General features: G+C 65.1%; 18 protein-coding genes. 6 read left to right on the forward strand and 12 right to left on the reverse strand.

The annotated features are described in order from the left end of the window. The first annotated feature begins 56 nt into the window (after positions 1–56). Complete coding sequence (locus ACQ4WQ_RS27690) at positions 57–803, forward strand: lysophospholipid acyltransferase family protein (RefSeq protein WP_326458785.1); 747 nt, start codon at positions 57–59, stop codon at positions 801–803. Here the strand turns inward: ACQ4WQ_RS27690 and ACQ4WQ_RS27695 are convergent. From ACQ4WQ_RS27695 to ACQ4WQ_RS27725, 7 genes are all read right to left on the reverse strand, one after another. Continuing rightward, complete coding sequence (locus tag ACQ4WQ_RS27695; RefSeq protein ID WP_436501437.1) at positions 800–1,564, reverse strand: ABC transporter permease; 765 nt, start codon at positions 1,562–1,564, stop codon at positions 800–802. The genes ACQ4WQ_RS27690 and ACQ4WQ_RS27695 overlap by 4 nt on opposite strands. Before the next feature lie 2 nt (positions 1,565–1,566). Then, entirely contained in the window at positions 1,567–2,811 is a 1,245-nt protein-coding gene (locus ACQ4WQ_RS27700) for an ABC transporter substrate-binding protein (protein WP_436501439.1), read from the reverse strand. Positions 2,812–2,828: 17 nt separating this feature from the next. Beyond that, complete coding sequence (locus ACQ4WQ_RS27705) at positions 2,829–3,638, reverse strand: ABC transporter ATP-binding protein (RefSeq protein ID WP_436501441.1); 810 nt, start codon at positions 3,636–3,638, stop codon at positions 2,829–2,831. Next, positions 3,635–4,717 (reverse strand): acyl-CoA dehydrogenase family protein, encoded by a 1,083-nt coding sequence (locus ACQ4WQ_RS27710; RefSeq protein ID WP_436501443.1) that lies wholly within the window; start codon positions 4,715–4,717, stop codon positions 3,635–3,637. The genes ACQ4WQ_RS27705 and ACQ4WQ_RS27710 overlap by 4 nt, the downstream gene beginning before the upstream one ends. 1 nt (position 4,718) lies before the next feature. After that, entirely contained in the window at positions 4,719–5,273 is a 555-nt protein-coding gene (locus ACQ4WQ_RS27715) for a carboxymuconolactone decarboxylase family protein (RefSeq protein WP_436501445.1), read from the reverse strand. A 129-nt stretch (positions 5,274–5,402) separates the two neighbouring features. Further along, positions 5,403–6,323 (reverse strand): AraC family transcriptional regulator, encoded by a 921-nt coding sequence (locus ACQ4WQ_RS27720; RefSeq protein WP_326458780.1) that lies wholly within the window; start codon positions 6,321–6,323, stop codon positions 5,403–5,405. 87 nt (positions 6,324–6,410) lie between these two features. Then, complete coding sequence (locus tag ACQ4WQ_RS27725) at positions 6,411–7,250, reverse strand: symmetrical bis(5'-nucleosyl)-tetraphosphatase (RefSeq protein ID WP_326458779.1); 840 nt, start codon at positions 7,248–7,250, stop codon at positions 6,411–6,413. Between the two features lie 203 nt (positions 7,251–7,453). Between ACQ4WQ_RS27725 and ACQ4WQ_RS27730 the strand changes: the two genes are divergently transcribed. From ACQ4WQ_RS27730 to waaA, 5 genes are all read left to right on the forward strand, one after another. Next, the gene (locus ACQ4WQ_RS27730; protein WP_326458778.1) at positions 7,454–7,669 is read left to right on the forward strand and encodes a hypothetical protein; all 216 of its coding nucleotides are present in this window, start codon (positions 7,454–7,456) and stop codon (positions 7,667–7,669) included. Between the two features lie 34 nt (positions 7,670–7,703). Then, a complete protein-coding gene (locus ACQ4WQ_RS27735; protein ID WP_436501448.1) occupies positions 7,704–8,012 on the forward strand; it encodes an H-NS histone family protein in 309 nt (102 codons plus the stop codon). 101 nt (positions 8,013–8,113) lie between these two features. Beyond that, the gene (locus tag ACQ4WQ_RS27740; RefSeq protein ID WP_436501450.1) at positions 8,114–9,496 is read left to right on the forward strand and encodes a phosphomannomutase/phosphoglucomutase; all 1,383 of its coding nucleotides are present in this window, start codon (positions 8,114–8,116) and stop codon (positions 9,494–9,496) included. A gap of 4 nt (positions 9,497–9,500) precedes the next feature. Next, entirely contained in the window at positions 9,501–10,523 is a 1,023-nt protein-coding gene (gene waaC, locus ACQ4WQ_RS27745; RefSeq protein ID WP_436501452.1) for a lipopolysaccharide heptosyltransferase I, read from the forward strand. 18 nt (positions 10,524–10,541) lie between these two features. After that, positions 10,542–11,816, forward strand: coding sequence for a lipid IV(A) 3-deoxy-D-manno-octulosonic acid transferase (gene waaA, locus ACQ4WQ_RS27750; RefSeq protein WP_436501454.1), 1,275 nt, complete (start codon positions 10,542–10,544; stop codon positions 11,814–11,816). A 70-nt stretch (positions 11,817–11,886) separates the two neighbouring features. Here waaA and ACQ4WQ_RS27755 read toward each other — a convergent pair whose 3' ends face one another. From ACQ4WQ_RS27755 to glyQ, 5 genes are read right to left on the reverse strand one after another with little or no spacing between them, the layout of a single operon-like run. Continuing rightward, complete coding sequence (locus ACQ4WQ_RS27755; RefSeq protein WP_436501514.1) at positions 11,887–12,810, reverse strand: M48 family metallopeptidase; 924 nt, start codon at positions 12,808–12,810, stop codon at positions 11,887–11,889. 44 nt (positions 12,811–12,854) lie between these two features. Next, a complete protein-coding gene (locus ACQ4WQ_RS27760; RefSeq protein WP_034746739.1) occupies positions 12,855–13,595 on the reverse strand; it encodes a lysophospholipid acyltransferase family protein in 741 nt (246 codons plus the stop codon). Between the two features lie 16 nt (positions 13,596–13,611). Further along, complete coding sequence (gene gmhB, locus ACQ4WQ_RS27765; RefSeq protein ID WP_326458773.1) at positions 13,612–14,199, reverse strand: D-glycero-beta-D-manno-heptose 1,7-bisphosphate 7-phosphatase; 588 nt, start codon at positions 14,197–14,199, stop codon at positions 13,612–13,614. Then, positions 14,199–16,301: a glycine--tRNA ligase subunit beta gene (glyS, locus tag ACQ4WQ_RS27770; protein ID WP_436501456.1), complete on the reverse strand. Its 2,103-nt coding sequence runs from the start codon at positions 16,299–16,301 to the stop codon at positions 14,199–14,201. Before glyS ends, gmhB begins: the two co-directional genes overlap by 1 nt. A gap of 39 nt (positions 16,302–16,340) precedes the next feature. Further along, entirely contained in the window at positions 16,341–17,273 is a 933-nt protein-coding gene (glyQ, locus tag ACQ4WQ_RS27775) for a glycine--tRNA ligase subunit alpha (RefSeq protein WP_326458771.1), read from the reverse strand. Positions 17,274–17,353 lie beyond the last annotated feature (80 nt).

The following is a 17,353-nucleotide window of genomic DNA, read 5'->3' on the forward strand; positions in this document are numbered from 1 at the left end:
GCGCTGCCAAGCGGACCTACGCGGCTGTATGGCTTTGCTTCCAACCTTGGTGTCATTTGAAACTTCTGCTTACCTACCGCCTCGCGCGCATCGCCATTCACCTGAGCTGCGGCATGGCCAAGAGCGCCGTGCTCTTTCCCTGGCTGGACCTGGAAGGGCGCAACCGGCGCATCCGCCGCTGGTCGACGCAGCTGCTCGACATCTGCGGCGTGCATGTGGCGCAGCCGGCGGACAGCGTGCCGGCCCTCGACCATGCGATGGTGGTGGCGAACCACGTCTCGTGGCTCGACATCTTCGTCATCAATGCCGTCCACCCCTGCCGTTTCGTCGCCAAGGCGGAAATCCGCGCCTGGCCGATCCTGGGCTGGCTGGCGGGACGCGCCGGCACCATCTTCATTTCGCGCGGCAGCAAGCGCGACTTGCGCCTGATCTTCCAGGGCCTGGTGGACAAATTGACGGCGGGCGAACGCATCGCGTTCTTCCCCGAAGGCACGACCGCCGCGCAAGGGCAGATCCTGCCGTTTCACGCCAACCTGTTCGAGGCGGCCATCGACGCGCAAGTGCCGGTGCAGCCGTTCGCGCTCGTGTACGTGGATGACAAGGGGGCCTTGCATCACGCCGTCGACTTCATCGGCGAGATGAGCTTTGCGCAAAGCATGGTGGCGATTTTGAGCGGCCCGCCGATCACGGCGCGCCTGACCTGCCTGGCGCCAGTGGCGACGTCCGACGCGCACCGGCGCGAACTGGCGGCGGCAACGCAGGCGGCGGTGGCCGCTGCGCTGCCGCTGGAAAAGGCCGCCTAGTTTTTGACGTGCAGCCAGCGCGCATGCGCGGCGCGGGCCAGGTAGTCGAGGATGAAGCCTAACATCCCGATCAGCACGATGGCGGCCATCAGCTCCGAATACGCGAGGCGGTCGCGCGTGTCGAGGATGAAGTAGCCGAGGCCGGCCGACACGCCCAGCATTTCGGCCGGCACCAGCACGATCCAGATGATGCCGATGGCCAGGCGCACGCCCGTCAAAATATCGGCCGTGATGCCCGGCAAAATCACCTTGAAGACGATCTCGCTGCGCGTGGCCGACAGGCTGCGCGCCAGCAGCAGCCAGTTCGGATCGAGCCGCGCCACGCCGGCCGCCGTATTGAGCAAAATTGGCCAGACGGCCGCAAACGCCAGCAGGAAGTACACGGGCGCGTCGCCGACACCGAGCACCATCACGGCGATCGGCATCCACGACAGCGGCGAAATCATGCGCAGCAGCTGGAACAGCGGCATGGCCGCACCGGAAAAGCGCTTCGACATGGCCACCAGCACGCCCAGCGGCACGCCGATGACGATCGCCAGCCCCAGGCCCACGGCCACCCTTTGCAGGCTCAATACCACGTGCAGCCAGATATCGGAGCCGCCCAGCATTTCCTTGAACGCCAGCGCCGTGGGCAGGGGCGCAAAGGCGGTGGCGACCGGCGTGGACTTTTCCAGCGCCGTCACGCCCATGGACCACAACAGCAAGGCACAGGCCAGCCCCACCAGGGGCAGGCCGAACTTCGTGAACAACTTGCTCGCCATCGTCAGACCGCCACGGTTTCGCTGCGCAGCAGGTTGGCCGGCAAGCCGAAGGCGGCCGGGCCGCCGACCGCCGTGATGGCCTTGCGCACGAAGCGGTCATCGACCAGGTCGCGCGCGGCGAACTTCGGATCGAGATTGGCCAGGAAGCGCGTATCGCCTTCGACCTTGGTGCGGCCGATGGCGCGCACCAGTTCTTCCGTGTACGAGGCAAATGGATACGGCTGGAAGTCGATGCGGCGCTGCTGCCAGTTCTTGTGCACGATCAGTCCCTGTTTTTCATAGCCGGCGTAATCGGTGGTGGCCAGCACCTTGGTCAGCACTTGCAGCGGATGCGGCGTGTAGCGGTGCTCGCCCACGTTCGACAGCAGCTTGGCCGTGTCGACCTGGTTCGAGCGCGTCCACAGCTGCGCCTTGACGATGGCGTTGGTGACCTTCTGCGCCCATTCCGGGCGCGTGTTGATGTCGCGCTCGGACAGGAATGTGACGCAGCACGCATGGTTTTTCCACACGTCGCCCGAAAAGCGCAGGATTTTGCCGATACCGGCGTTTTCCGCCGCCGCATTGAACGGCTCGGCCACGATGTAGCCGGCAATCGACTTGCTGGCCAGGGCCGAGACCATTTCGGCCGGCGCCAGCACGATCAGGTTGACTTCATTCGGCTTGATGGCCGCGTTGCGCGCGCGCGTGACCGGCGTCAGGCCATTGGCGGACAGGATCTGCTGCAGCAGGATGTTGTGGATCGAATACCAGAACGGGATCGCGACCGTGCGTCCGCCCAGGTCGGAGACCTTGTTGATCTCGTTGGCCACCGTCAGCGCGGAGCCGTTGACGTGGTTCCAGGCGACGACTTTCGCGGGGAACTTGGCGCCGTAGCGCACCCACAGGGTGGCCGGCGAGAGCAGGTGGATGACGTTGACCTGGCCGGCGACGAAGGCTTCGATGATCTGCGCCCAGCTGCGGAACAGGCGCGGCGTTTCCGCCTGCAAGCCTTCCGCCTCGAACAGCTTGCGCGCGTGGGCGACGAGCAGCGGAGTGGCGTCGGTAATCGGCAGGTAGCCGATTTTTACGGGCTGGTCGTCGCCCTTCGGGCCTTGCTGGGCCATGGCGTCGCCGGCAAACAGCAGCGGCGAGGCGACGCTGGCCGTGGCCAGGGCCGACATGCGCAGGAAGTCGCGCCGCGTCAGGCCGCAGTCGCAATCGGACGAGGCGCAGATATGCAGGGGTTTGTTTTGGTCTTCGAATGTCATGGGAAAGTTCCGGTCGATTAATTGGGAGCGAAGGCGGTGGGAGCAAAGGCGGGCGTTTGATCCTGCTTTTGCAGCGCCTGCAGGGCGTCGAGGATGTCCATCTTGAGGGCGATGACGTCGGCGCTGTGGCCGATGCGCGGCTGCTCGATGGCGACGGGCCATTCGCGCACGATGTTGCCCGGCTTGCCTCCCATGAGCAGGATGCGGTCGGCCACGAGGATGGCTTCGTCGATATCGTGCGTGACCAGCAGCACGGCCGTGTGCCAGCGGTGCACCACGTCGACCAGCAGCGACTGCATCTCGGCGCGGGTGATGGCGTCGAGGGCGGAAAACGGTTCGTCGGCGAACAGCAGTTCCGGTTCGCGCGCCAGCGCGCGGGCCAGGGCCACCCGCTGCGCCATGCCGCCCGACAGCGCGGACGGATACAGTTTTTCGCGCCCCTTCAAACCGACGGCTTCGATGGCTTGCGCCACGCGCGCCTCGTGCGCTGTGCGCGTGAGCTGCGGCTGGTGCTTGAAGTCCAGGCCGAAACCGGCGTTGCCCGTGACGTTCAGCCAGGGCAAAAGGCTCGCCTGCTGGAACACGAGGGCGCTGCGCGGATCCGGTTCGCGCATGGGCGCGTCCAGGAATTGAATGGCGCCCGTGGACGGCGGCTGCAGGCCGGCCAGCACGCGCAGCAGGCTCGATTTGCCGCAGCCGCTGCCGCCCAGCAGGCAGACGATTTCGCGCTTGCGCACGCCCAGCGAGACGTGCTGGAATACGGGCGCGCTGCCCGCATAGGAAAAACTCAGATCCTGCGCCTGCAAGGCCCAATCAGCAACGCTCATGCCGATGCTCCCGCCTTGGCCGCCTGCTGGCTGTCGAACAGCTGCAAGGCCGCCTGCAATTGCGTCAGGCTGGGGGTGACGATGGGGATGAACGACGATTCGCGCCAGCGGCGGGCAAAGCCCTGCTGCTCGGCGTTCAGATAGGCGCGCCCGCCCATGGCTTGCAGTTCCAGCATCAGCGCCTGCTGCAGCACGTCGGCCAGCTGTATGCGCAGGCGGAACATGGCCGGCGCCTGTGTCTTGAAGCGGCCATCGTGCACGCCGGCCAGCAGGGTAGCGACGGCGCCTTCCAGGGTCGCCTGCAGCGCTTCGATGCGCGGCGTGAGCTGGTTGCGCGAGCCGGCCGAGATTTGCGCCGCCTGCGCCAGGCTGGCGCGTGCCAGGCCGATCGACAGGCCGCACTGCATGCCGAGGAACGATGGGCGCACCTGCGGCAGCCAGGTCGGCGCGTTGTTGCTGATGATGTCCGCGGCGGGGATGTGTACCTGCGCCAGCTTGACGGAAGCCGTATTGCTGCCGCGCAGGGCGATCAGGTCCAGGTCGTCGCTGCGCTTGACGCCTGCCGTGCCGCTGTCGAAGGCGACGATGAGGGGGGGCGCGCCATCGTCGGGCGCCACGGCGGCTGCCGCGACAAAGCCCGCCTTGCGCAAGTTCGTCACCCAGGCCAGGCCGCCGTCGACGAGCAAGCCGTCGCCGTGGCGCGCGCCCGTGATTTGCAGCTGCTCGATGCCGGACAAGAATTTCATGGCGTTCGACAGGCCGCTGGCGCCCGCCTGCGTGCCGGCCAGCAGGCCGGGCAAGCGGCGTTCGGCCAGCGCGCGGTTCTCGCTTTGCAGCAGGAATTCGATGAAGCAGCGCTGGCCCCAGAAGACAAAGGCCGCCGTCACCGATTGCTCGGCCACTTTGGCGATGGCCTCGATGGCGTCGCGCACGTCGCCTCCCGCGCCGCCGTGTTCCTGCGGCACGCCGATGGCCAGCAGCTTGTCGCCAGCGAGGGCAGGCAAAACGGTTTCAGCCAGTTCCGGCGATTGGTCGAGCTGGTCGGCGTGCATGTGCAGCCAGTGATTGAGGCGGCCCATGTCAGACGGCGCCAGGCAGGTAGGGCGTCAATTGCGGATTGACGGGCGTGCCGGCCAGGCTGTTGGAGAAATTGCACAGGGTGGCCAGGCTGATGCCCAGCACGACTTCCAGCGCCTGCTGTTCGTTGTAGCCAGCGGCCAGGAAGGCTTGATATTCGGCGTCGCTGACGGCGCCGCGCGTGGCGATGACGGCCGTGGCAAAGGCGGCGACGGCGTCGAGCTGCGTATCGCCCGTCGGCTGGCCGTGCTGCAGGGCGCGCACGGTATCGGGTGTCTGGCCCGCTTTTTTCAGCGAGATGGCGCTATGGCCGGCGATGCAGAAGTCGCAGCCATGGATGCGCGCGGCCGTGATCTGCACCACTTCGCGTTCCATTAACGTCAGGCTGGCGCGCGCATTGATGCCGGACACGGTCAGATAGGTTTCCAGCGCCAGCGGGGCATTGGCCAGCACGCCGATCAGGTTGGGCAGGAAGCCGTTGTTGGCGATGGCCTTTTCCACGAAGGGACGGCTGTCGGCCGGTGCGGAATCGAGAGTGTGCAGCGTCAGACGGGACATGGGGTACCTTGCTAAGTTAGTAAGTCACCCGGGCATTATATCGGCCATATCGCGCACGCAACAGACGTCAGCGTCGTCCTTTTGTGCTCGTTCGTCTGCGATTGTGTGATCCTTGATCCCGGCAGGCTCTTAGCTGGCCAGCTGGCGCAATCGCTGGTCGCGCCGGTAGGCGCCCGGCTGCTCGCCCGTGACCCGCTTGAAGGCGCGCGTAAAGGCGGCGTGCGAGCGGTAGCCCACCAGTTCGGCGGCGCGTTCGACGGAGACGCCGTCGTGCAGGCGCCGCGCGGCGATCTTCATGCGCAGCAGGAGCAGGAACTGGGCCGGAGAGTGGCCGCTGGCGCTGGCGAAATGCTTGCAGAAGCTGGCGCGCGACATGCACGCTGCCTTGGCCATGTTTTCGATCGACCAGTCGTCGGCGGGGGCGTCGAGCATGCGTTCGAGCAGCGGCGAAAATGCGGGCTGGTGCAGCAGCGACAGCAGGCCGGCCGCCACCTGCTCGCCCTGCGCCACATGGCGGATCAGGTAAAAGAACAGCAGTTCGACCAGGCGCGCGATGAGCGGCGACGGCTGTTCCGGGTCGCCGCCGGCCTCCGCCAGGATCAGGTCGAACAGCGCGGCGGCGGCGCTGAAGGCGGGCGCGTCGCCGCGTATCAGCAGATACGGCGGAAACGAGTCGACGATCAGCGCGGAGAGGGCGCCGCGAAATTGAAAGAAGCCGCAGGCCAGCGCCGTCGCCGGGCCATCCGTGGGCGATTGCAGCGGCAGCATGGCTTGCGCGCTCATCGCTTGCAGCGGGTCGCTGTGGGGGCTGAGAAAGTGCGGCAAGTCGCGCAGCAGGAAGACGCCGTCGCGCGGGCCGAGCGCAATCGGCGCCGCGCCGTCGAGGTGCAAATAGCAGTGGCCATCGAGCACGAGGTGGAAGCTGCCCAGTTCCCGGCCCGCCGTGGAAGCGCGCCAGCGGCCGCAGTACTGGCCCACATGCAGGACGGCGGTGTCGAGTTCCAGGCTGCCGAGCAGCCAGCGCGCCAGCTTGTCGGTATCAGGATGCATGGGATCGCAAAGGCAAAAGCTGCATCATACGGGCCGCGCGCCGCATGGCCAACGACCGATTTCGACTAAGCATATGCGCGATGCCGCTTACTGCTTGCCGCTGTGCCGCTGGAAGGCGGGACAGTCGACCTGCAGCAGCGAGCGGTCTTCCAGGCACACGGCCGACAATTTTCCGCCCCAGACGCAGCCGCTATCGAGGCCGATCAGGTGCTCCCGCAATTGCAGTCCCAGCGCCGACCAGTGGCCGAAGACGATGGTGTCGCCGGCGCTGCGCCGGCCCGGCACGTCGAACCAGGGCAGCAGGCCGGAGCCTGGCGGCGGGCTGCCGCTTTCCTTCATCTTGAAGTCCATCACGCCGTCCGGCGTGCAAAAGCGCAGCCGCGTCATGGCGTTGACGATGCAGCGCAGCCGGTCGGCGCCCTGCAGGTCGTCGCGCCAGGCGGCCGGCTCGTTGCCGTACATGGTGCGCAGGAATGCCACCCAGCCGTCGCTGCGCAGCATGGCCGATACCTCCCCGCTCAGGGACAGGGCCTGGGCCGCGCTCCATTGCGGCAGCAAGCCTGCATGCACGAGCACGTGGCCGTCGTGTTCCAGTGCCAGCGGCCGCTGGCGCAGCCAGGTGAGCAACTCCTCGCGGTCGGGCGCATCGAGGATTTCTGCAAGGGTGTCGGACGCGTGCTCGGGCCGGATGCCGTTGGCCACGGCCAGCAAGTGCAAGTCATGGTTGCCCAGGACGCTGTCGGCCAGGCCTTGCCGGGCCAGCGCATGTACGTGGCGCAGGGTGGCCAGCGAGGCCGGGCCGCGATTGATCAAGTCGCCCGCGAACAGCAGGCGGTACGGGCCATCCGCTGCCGCCTGGATACGCTCGATCAATTCGACGGTTTGTGCATGGCAGCCTTGCAGATCGCCGATAAAGTAAGTTTTCATATGTGCCGGGGTGAAGTGAACTACGCGCCTGCATTATAAGCATGCCGGCCCTTTGGCGTTGGGAGCATTTCCGGCAGGTGCCTGATTGCGCACACGGCCGGCGGGAAGAAAAAGCGGGCGCCGATTATGCCGCATGGAGGATTTGATTTCACTTCATGTCATGCTGCCGTATCTCGATAATAATCCGGCGGCACGGCTGCGGAATGGATGGCCGCGCCACGCCAGCCTTGCCGGCACGCCGCTCAGACATGCCGAATGCCTTTTCATTCATGTTTATTCAATTTCCACGCGTGCTTGCTGAATATTCTTCATTTAATCTTAATGTTGGGCCGTTAAATAAAACGATGGCCGTGATTCAATTGGCGATGGATTATGCAATGGTGCGCAGATGTTTATCCGATGTAGTATATTCCACGTGATTTTATTATTTAAATTAATATAAAGGATGTAGCAATGGATCTGTCAACGATGACGATGCTGGAATTACGCAAACTGGAAGAGAACGTGAAGCAGGAGTTGAACAGCCGCGAGCGCGCGGACTTGAACAAGGCGCGCGAACAGATCATGGCCATCGCGCAACAGGCGGGCATTCCGCTGAAACAGCTGATACTCGATGGTTTGCACCCGCGCACGGGCAAAGTCGCGGTGCGTTACCGCCATCCTGACAATACCAATGAACAATGGACAGGCCGTGGCCGCCAGCCGCTGTGGGTCAGGCAGTGGGTGGAATCGGGCAAGTCGATCGATCTGCTGCGCGTATAATTCGGTATACTCTTGGCGCAGCAGCAAGCCGGCAGCCGCGCGCTGCACCTTGCCTGGCACCTTATTTAGACCCTTACTTCTTCTTATATACCGCCCACACCATGCTTCCATTGTCCAGAACGATCTTCAAGGCCTACGATATTCGCGGCATCATCGCCAAAACCCTCGATGCCAGCGTGGCCCACAAGATCGGTCAGGCATTTGGCCAGGCCGCCCTGGCCAAGGGCGAGCAGCGCGTCGTGATCGGCCGCGATGGCCGCCTGTCCGGACCTGAATTGACGGCGGCGCTGGCGCAGGGCTTGCAAGCGGCGGGCGTCGACGTGATCGACCTGGGCGTGGTGGCCACGCCGATGGTCTATTTCGGCACGAATGTGCTCGATACGCGCTCCGGCATCATGGTCACGGGCAGCCACAATCCACCCGACTACAACGGTTTCAAGATGGTGCTGGCCGGTGAGGCGATCCACGGCGAAGCGATCCAGGCGCTGTACCACAGCATCGTGGCCCACGACGGCAGCGCCAGCGCAACGCCGGGCAGCTACGCCACGCACGATATCCGCGCCGCCTACCTGGAGCGCATCCTGGGCGACGTCAAGCTGGCGCGCCCGATCAAGATCGCCGTCGATTGCGGCAACGGCGTGGCCGGCGCATTCGCGGGCGACCTGTTCCGCGGCATGGGCTGCGAAGTCATCGAACTGTTCTGCGAAGTCGATGGCAACTTCCCGAACCACCATCCGGACCCGGCGCATCCGGAAAACCTGCAAGACCTGATCCGCTGCCTGGCCGAGACGGATGCCGAAATCGGCATCGCCTTCGACGGCGACGGCGACCGCCTGGGCGTGGTCACCAAGGATGGCCAGATCATCTACCCTGACCGCCAGATGATGCTGTTCGCGGCCGACGTGCTGACCCGCCACCCTGGCGCGCAGATTTTGTACGACGTGAAATGCACGCGCCACCTGGCGCCGTGGATCAGCAAGCATGGCGGCGTGCCGCTGATGTACAAGACGGGCCACTCGCTGGTGAAAGCCAAGCTGCGCGAGACGGGTGCGCCGCTGGGCGGCGAAATGAGCGGCCATATCTTCTTCAAGGACCGCTGGTACGGTTTCGACGACGGCATGTATTCGGCCGCGCGCCTGCTGGAAATCCTCACGCGCGAAGCCGATCCCTCGGCCCTGCTGAACTCCCTGCCGCAGTCCGACAGCACGCCGGAACTGCACCTGGAACTGAAGGAAGGCGAGAACGTCGCGCTGATGGACATGCTGCGCCGCGATGCCGTCTTCCCAGGCAATGAACAGATCATCACCATCGACGGCTTGCGCGTGGAATACGCGGACGGTTTCGGCCTGGCCCGCTCGTCGAACACCACGCCGGTGATCGTCATGCGCTTCGAAGCGGAAACGCCGGAAGCCCTGGCGCGCATCCAGGGACAATTCAAGAGCGTGATCCTGGCCGCCAAGCCAGACGCGGTCCTGCCGTTCTGACAGCATGGCCGCTCAAGCTGGCGCACAGGCGCCCTTGAAAATCCTGCTGGTGAGGGTGTCCTCGCTGGGCGACGTTCTGCATAACCTGCCGATAGTGGCGGACATCGCCCGCCACTATCCGGACGCGACCATCGACTGGGTGGTCGAAGAGGGCTACACCAGCCTGGTGCGCCTGAACCCGCGCGTGAATGCCATCTTTCCGTTCGCGCTGCGGCGCTGGCGCAAGAGCCTGGGCAAGAAGGAGACGCGCGCGGAAATCGCCGCCTTCTTCCGCAGCCTGCGCCAGACGCGCTACGATTATGTCTTCGATACCCAGGGCTTGCTCAAGACGGGCATCATCATGGGCGCCGCGCGCCTGGCGCCGGGCGGACAGAAGGTCGGCCTGGCCAATGGCAGCGAAGGCTCAGGTTACGAAGGCATCTCGCGCCTGTTCCACACCAAAAGCATTCCGCTCGACCCGCGCACGCATGCGGTAGCGCGCGGCCGCCTGGTGGCCGCCGCCGCACTGGGCTACACGGTCGACACGCCGGCCGATTTCGGCTTGCCGGAAGTCTCCGGCAGCGAGCCGCGCCCGGACTGGATGGGCGAGGCGCCCTACTGCGTGTATTTCCACGGTACGGCGCGCGACGCCAAGAAATGGGCGCCGGAAAACTGGATCGCCCTCGGCCATGCGCTCGCGCCCATGCCGATTTTGCTGCCCTGGGGTTCGCCCAGGGAAAAGGCGGAAGCCGAGCAACTGGCGGCCAGCCTGCCGAATGCGCGCGTGCTGCCCAAGCTGTCGATGGGCGACGCCACCCTGCTGGCGCGCCACGCGGCGCTGGTGATCGGCGTCGATACGGGTCTCACGCATATCGCCGCCGCCTTCGTGCGCCCGACGGTGGAAATCTATGCCGACTCGCCGCTGTGGAAAACGGAAGGCAACTGGTCGCCGAAAATCATCAACCTGGGCGACAAAGGCGCGCCACCCGGCGTGCCGGAAGTACTGGCCGCGGCACGGCGCCTGCTGACCGAACATCCCCCTGCCTGACTTCAACATCAAACAATCATGCGACTTCTTTATACCCTCGCCTGGTGGCTGGCCTTGCCCCTGGTGCTGGCGCGGCTGTGGCTGCGCGGACGCCAGGAACCCGGCTACCGCCAGCACTGGGGCGAGCGCCTGGGCTTTTACGGCCGCCAGCCGACAACGGCTACAGACACCATCTGGCTGCACGCCGTCTCCGTCGGCGAGACGCGCGCGGCCGAGCCGCTGATCGATGCGCTGCTGGCTGCATGGCCCAGGTGCCGCATCGTCCTCACGCACATGACGCCCACGGGACGCGCCACGGGCAAGTCCCTGTTCGCCAAACACGGCGCGCGCCTCGTGCAAAGCTATCTGCCGTATGACACGGGCGCCATGCCGGCCCGTTTCATCCGCCATTTCTCGCCGCGCATCTGCATCCTGATGGAGACGGAAGTGTGGCCGAATCTGATCCACCAATGCAATCGCTACAAAGTGCCCGTGGTGCTGGCCAATGCGCGCTTGTCGCAGCGTTCGCTGGGCAAGGCGCAGCGTCTTGGCAAGCTCATTGCCGACGCGGCGCGCGGCATCACCCTGGTGGCGGCGCAGACGCAGGACGACGCCGATCGCGTGCGCCAGCTGGGTGTGCAGCACGTGGTCGTCACGGGCAGCATCAAGTTCGACGTCGTCGTGCCCGAGGCGGCGCTGGCGACAGGCGCCTGGCTGCGCGGCGCCATCGGCCAGCGCCCCGTGCTGCTGTGCGCCAGCACGCGCGAAGGAGAAGAGCAGCTGATATTCGATGCCTTGGCCCGTGCCAGCCTGCCCGCGCATGCGCTGCTGCTGATCGTGCCGCGCCATCCGCAGCGCTTCGATGAGGTGGAAAAATTGATCGCGGCGCAGGGCCTGGCCGTGCAGCGCAGGTCCGGCCTGGCGCAGGACGATGTTGTGGCGGCGGGCACGCAGGTGCTGCTGGGCGATACCATGGGCGAGATGTTCGCGTATTACGTGGCCTGCGATTGCGCCTTCGTCGGCGGCAGCCTGCTGCCGCTGGGCGGACAGAACCTGATCGAGCCGGCAGCGCTGGGCAAGCCCGTGCTGATCGGCCCCCACACCTTCAATTTTGCGCTGGTGACCGAGCAGGCGATTGCCGCCGGCGGCGCCGCGCTGGTGGCGGATGCCGATGCGCTGATGGCGCAGGCGGCAGTGCTGCTGCAGGATCCCGCGCAACTGGCGTCGATGGGTCAAAAGGCGCTGGCGTTTGCGAACCAGCACCGGGGCGCCACGCCGAGGACCATCGCAGCGATTCAACCGCTGCTGCGGTGACGGCGGCGCGGCCAACAATGTTGTCGGATTAGCGCGCTAGCGCGTAATCCGACAGCCGCCAACATATCGCTTACGCGAACAACACCGGCAGCTCCTGCGAGCGTTTCCTGAGCGCCTGCTTGGCCCCGTCGTAATCGGGATAGATCGATTCCACGGTGGCCCAGAAGCGGGGGCTGTGGTTCATTTCCAGCAGGTGCGACAGCTCGTGCGCCACCACATAGTCGATCAGCGGCAGGGCGAAGTGGATCAGGCGCCAGTTCAGGCGGATCTTGCGCTCGATGGTGCAGCTGCCCCAGCGCGTGCCGGCCGACGATAGCGACAGCGAATCGTAGCGCACGCCCAGCTTGTCCGCATACAGATCCAGCCGTGCTTCGAACAGCTGGCGCGCCTCGTGCTGGAACCAGCCTTTCACTTTTTCCTTCAATTGCTGCTCGCTGCCCGTGGGCGTGACCCAGACGTGCAGTTCATTCGTCTCGCGCTGGAAGCTGGCGCGGTGGCGCGGCGCCTGGTGCAATCGCAGGGTGATCTCGCCGCCCAGATACGGCAGCACGGCGCCATCGATCCAGGCAACGGGCGGGCGCTGCTGGCGCTGCACCTTGCGCTCGCCCCGCTCCAGCAGCTTCGAGACGATCCAGCCTTGCTTGGCGCGGATGGCGTTGTCGATTTCGGCCAGCGTGACGCGCTTGGGCGCGGTGACGCGCAAACCGTTGTCGTCGATCATGAAGCCGATGGAACGGCGCGTGGAGCGGCGCAGGGCGAATTCGACGAGGTGGCTGCCCAGCTGCAGCTGGCGCAGTGGCGGGCCATCGGCGGTGCGTGGCGGGGAAGGCAGGGGAGGCGGGGCGGGGCGGACGATGGGCGGCGCGGGCGCCACTACCGGTGGGGCCACGGGCGGCGCTGGCGGTGCCGTGGGGCGCACCGCCGGGGGCGTGCTGGTCGAGACGTCATGCGCAAACAAATCCAGTTGCTGGTCGCCGACCTTGATGGTCTTCATCTGCTGGCGCAGGGTCGGCTCCTGGATGACCGCGCTGATGCCGTCTAGCCAGCGTTGTAGGCGTGAGGCGAAATGACGCGCATTTCTGATTCTATCCAATTTTCCACCTGTTGCATCATGCTGTCCGGGGTTTGCCCTTCCGGCGAAATCGGTTTGCCTATCGAGACGGTGATCAGTCCCGGGCGTTTGAGGAATGACTGCTTGGGCCAGCACTCGCCTGAATTATGCGCAATCGGCACCACCACGGCACCGGTGGCGATGGCCAGACGCGTGCCGCCGCTTTTGTACTTGCCCGCCTGGCCCACGGGAATGCGGGTACCTTCCGGGAACATGATAATCCATTGGCCGTCGGCCAGCCGGCGCTTGCCATGCGCGACCACGCTCTTGAACGCATGCTTACCCTGTTTGCGGTCGATGGGTATCATGCGCAGCAGCGCCATGGCCCAGCCGAAGAAGGGGATGTACAAAATCTCCTTCTTGAAAACATATACGAGCGGGCGGGGCAGGCTGGGCAGCAAGAAGATGGTTTCCCATGCTGACTGGTGCTTCGACAGCACGATGGCCGGCGCGTCCGGGAAGTTCTCGGCACCCTTGACTTCATAGCGGATACCGCAAATGACCTTGGCACACCACAGGATAAACACGTTCCAGCGCGAGGTGACCCAATAGCGCTTGTTGTAGCTCAATGGCGCGGCAAAAAAGCACACGCAGGCCCAGACGATGGTAGCGACGATCATGATGATCATGAACAGCAGGGATCGCAGGAACAGGGAAATATTACGCAATGCGGTTCTCCGAAGATTAGATACTCGATGCCACGGTGGGCGCCGGTGCGGCGGGCGCCTTGAGCAGGTGGCTGACGACGGCGGCCAGGTCGGGGAAGACCTGGGTGCCAGGCGGCAGGCCACCCGTCTCGTTGGTTTTTTCGCCCTTGCCCGTCAGGACCAGGTAGGGCACGCAGCCGCTGATGAAACCGGCCTGCAGGTCGCGCAGGGAATCGCCGACGGTGGGCACGCCTTTCAGGCTGGTGTTGTAGCGCTGCGAGATTTCATGGAACATGCCCGGTTTCGGCTTGCGGCAGTCGCAATTGTCCGCGCCCGCATGCGGGCAAAAGAAGATGGCGTCGATATCGGCGCCCACCTGCTGCGCCAGCGTGTGCATCTTCTGGTGGATCGCGTTCAGCACCGTCATGTCGAAATACTCGCGCGCGATGCCCGACTGGTTCGAGGCGATCACCACGCGATAGCCGGCCTGGTTCAGGCGGGCGATCGCTTCGAGCGAACCGGGGATTGGCAGCCATTCGGCCGGCGACTTGATGAAGTCCGGCGAGTCATGATTAATGACGCCGTCGCGGTCGAGAATAATCAGTTTCAGCGCCGGAGTGCCCATTATGCCGCCAGCTTGGAAATGTCGGCCACGCGGTTCATCATGCCGTGCAAGGACGACAGCAGTGCCAGACGGTTGTTGCGCAGGGCGACATCCTCGGCCATCACCATCACGTCGTTGAAGAAGCCGTCGACGTCGTCGCGCAGCTGCGCCAGGGTTTGCAGGGTGCTGGTGAAATCGCCCTTGGCAAAGGCCGCGTCGACTTCCGGCTGCACGCGCGAGACGGCGGCGGCCAGTCTTTTCTCCGCTTCGTCCTGCAGCAGCGCCACGTTGACGCCGCCGGCGGCGACCTGGCTCACGGCTTCCTCGTTCTTTTTCAGGATATTCGTGATGCGCTTGTTGGCCGCTGCCAGCGAGGCGCTTTCCGGCAGCGCGGCAAACGCCTGCACGGCTTCCAGGCGCTGCACGATGTCGTCCAGGCGGTCCGGGTTCTGCGCCACGACGGCTTCGATTTCATTCGGCGAGAAACCGCGCTCGCGCAGGATGCCGCGCAGGCGGTCGAGCATGAAGGTGGTCACATCCGCGACCGGGTCCTTGAAGCCGGGCACCGACGCAAACTGCGCGGCGGCGTCCGCCAGCAAGCCCTGGATCGACAATGGCAGGCGTTTTTCCAGCAGCATGCGCAGCACGCCCAGGGCGTGGCGGCGCAGCGCGAACGGGTCCTTGTCGCCCGTGGGCGCCAGGCCGATGGCCCAGATGCCGACCAGGGTTTCCAGCTTGTCGGCCAGGGCCACGGCGGTGCCGGTGGCGGTCGACGGCAGGCTGTCGCCCGCAAAGCGCGGCTGGTAGTGTTCGGAGGCGGCCAGCGCCACTTCTTCCGGTTCGCCGTCATGGCGCGCGTAGTACGTGCCCATGATGCCTTGCAGTTCGGGGAATTCGCCCACCATGTCGGTCAGCAAATCGGCCTTGGCCAGCAGGGCGCCACGTTCGGCCAGGGCCACGTCGTACTGCAGCTTGGCGGCGATGGCGCCGGCCAGCGACTTGACGCGCTCTGTGCGGGCAGCTTGCGTGCCCAGCTTGTTGTGGTAGACGACGTTGGCCAGCAGCGGCAGACGCGATGCCAGCGTCTTCTTCTTGTCTTGCTCGAAGAAGAACTTGGCGTCGGACAGGCGCGGGCGCACGACGCGCTCGTTGCCGCCGATGATGTGCTCTGGCGTGTCCGTCTCGATGTTCGAGACGATCAAAAAGCGCGAGCGCAGCTTGCCTTCGCTGTCGGTCAGCGCAAAATATTTCTGGTTCGTCTGCATGGTGAGGATCAGGCATTCCTGCGGCACGGCCAGGAATTCTTCCTCGAAGTGGCACTCATACACGACCGGCCATTCGACCAGGGCCGTGACTTCGTCGAGCAGCGCTTCGGGCATCAGCACCTGATCAAAGCCGGCCTTGTCCAGCAGCTGGGCGCGGATGCGCTCCTTGCGTTCCTCGTTGCTGGCGATGACGCTGGCGTTGAGGATCAGCGACGGCGCATAGTTTTCCGCGTGCGCGATGGTGATCGGTTCGCCGTCGGTGAGGAAGCGGTGGCCCAGGGTGGTGCGGCCGGCCGTCAAGCCCAGCAGGGTCAATGGCAGGATATTGATGCCGTGCAGGGCGATCAGGCTGTGGGCTGGGCGCACGAATTGCACGGTGGTGCCGTCCGGGCGCTGATAGCTCATCAGTTTTGGAATCGGCAGCTTGGCGGCCGATTCCGTCAATGCGGCCTGCGCGCCCGTGGCGAGCTGGCTGCCCGGCGCCGTGTAGGTGTAGAAGAAGCTTTCCGCCTTGCCGTCGGCGGCGCGTTCCAGCTCGGCCACCGTCAGATCGGGAAAGCCCAGCGCGGCCAGTTTCTTGGCCAGCGGCGGCGTGCCGTTGCCGTTCGCGTCCAGCGCCACGGAGACGGGCAAGACTTTTTCGCGGATCGATTTGTCGGGCGAGACTTCGCGCACGTTGGTAATGGAGACGGCCAGGCGGCGCGGCGAGGCGTAGCTGGTGGCGACGCTGTCGGCTTCGAGGAAGTCGCGCGCTTTCAGGCCGTTGACGATGCCGGCCGTGAAGGCGGCGCCCAGTTTGGCCAGCGCTTTCGGCGGCAGTTCTTCGGTCAGCAGTTCGATGAGCAGTGTTTGGTTCATGGTGTTCTTGTCTGGTACGGCGGTGTATGAGCTAGGCGATCAAGCGGCGGCGGGTTGGTCTGCGGCGGGCAGCATCGGGAAACCGAGGCGCTCGCGCGAGTCGTAATACGCTTGCGCCACCAGGCGCGACAGGGTGCGCACGCGGCCGATGTAGGCGGCGCGTTCCGTCACCGAGATGGCGCCGCGCGCATCGAGCATATTGAAGCTGTGCGAGGCCTTCATGATCTTCTCGTAGGCGGGCAGGGTCAGTTGCAGCTCGATCAAACGCTTCGCTTCCGCTTCGTAGTTGCCGAACTGTTCGAACAGCAGGTCCGTATTCGCGTGCTCGAAGTTGTAGGTCGATTGCTCCACCTCGTTCTGGTGGAAGACGTCGCCGTAGGTCAGTTTTTTCGTAACCGTTTCGCCGGCCGCGCCCTTTTCTTCCCACTCGGTCCACACCAGGTCATACACGTTTTCCACGCCCTGCAGGTACATGGCCAGGCGTTCGATGCCGTAGGTGATCTCGCCCAGCACGGGCTTGCAATCGAGGCCGCCCACTTGCTGGAAGTAGGTAAATTGGGTCACTTCCATGCCGTTCAGCCAGACTTCCCAGCCCAGGCCCCAGGCGCCCAGGGTCGGACTTTCCCAGTCGTCTTCGACGAAGCGCACGTCATTCTGCTTCAGGTCCAGGCCTAGCGCGGCCAGCGAGCCCAGATACAGGTCGAGGATGTTTTCCGGCGCCGGCTTCAACACCACCTGGTACTGGTAGTAGTGCTGCATGCGGTTCGGGTTTTCGCCATAGCGGCCATCCTTCGGGCGGCGCGACGGCTGCACATACGCGGCGCGCCACGGTTCCGGGCCGATCGCGCGCAGGAAGGTACCGGTGTGGAAGGTGCCGGCGCCGACTTCCATGTCGTATGGCTGGAGCAGGGCGCAACCTTGCTTGTCCCAATAGGTTTGCAAGGTCAGGATAATTTGTTGAAATGTGAGCATCGTATGAGTTCGCCGCGCGGGAGACTGCGCGCTGTTAAGGTTTGCTTGAAGCCCGCACGCTGTTGGTCTAGCGTCCAGGC

Source organism: Janthinobacterium goodfellowi (assembly GCF_051380695.1).
GTDB lineage: Bacteria > Pseudomonadota > Gammaproteobacteria > Burkholderiales > Burkholderiaceae_D > Janthinobacterium.